Annotated in this window: 1 protein-coding gene; it reads left to right on the top strand. The window is 65.1% G+C overall.

All coding sequences use genetic code 11. The annotated features are described in order from the left end of the window. Positions 1–467: dihydroxy-acid dehydratase (locus tag SB753_RS34735; RefSeq protein WP_410804567.1), on the top strand; the 467-nt coding region annotated here is incomplete at both ends.

Here is a 467-nt window from a genome sequence, read left to right as displayed (position 1 = left end):
GCGATGCTTTCCGCAATACCTATCTGAGCGAGCCCGGTGCGGAAAACGCCTTCGAAGCAAGGGCAATCGTGTTCGAGGGACCCGAGGATTACCACGCGCGCATCAACGACCCGTCGCTCGAGATCGACCAGCACTGCATTCTCGTTATCCGCGGCGCGGGCACCGTGGGTTATCCGGGCAGCGCCGAGGTCGTCAACATGGCGCCTCCCGCCGCGCTCGTGCGCCAGGGCATAACGTCTCTTCCGACGATGGGCGACGGCCGGCAAAGCGGAACCTCGGCAAGTCCTTCGATCCTCAACATGTCGCCCGAGGCGGCCGTGGGCGGCGGACTCTCTCTGCTGCAAACAGGCGACCGCGTGCGTGTCGACCTGAACGCGCGTTCGGTGAACGTGCTGGTCGATGACGAAGAGCTTGCACGCCGCCGCGAGACAGTCAGCATCTCGATTCCGCCGGCACAGACCCCGTGG

Origin of the sequence: Paraburkholderia sp. SIMBA_053 (genome assembly GCF_046534895.1) — a bacterium.
Taxonomy (GTDB): Bacteria; Pseudomonadota; Gammaproteobacteria; order Burkholderiales; family Burkholderiaceae; genus Paraburkholderia; species Paraburkholderia caledonica.
Note: the sequence above shows the minus strand (reverse complement) of the source record. Positions and strands in the feature narration are given on the sequence as shown.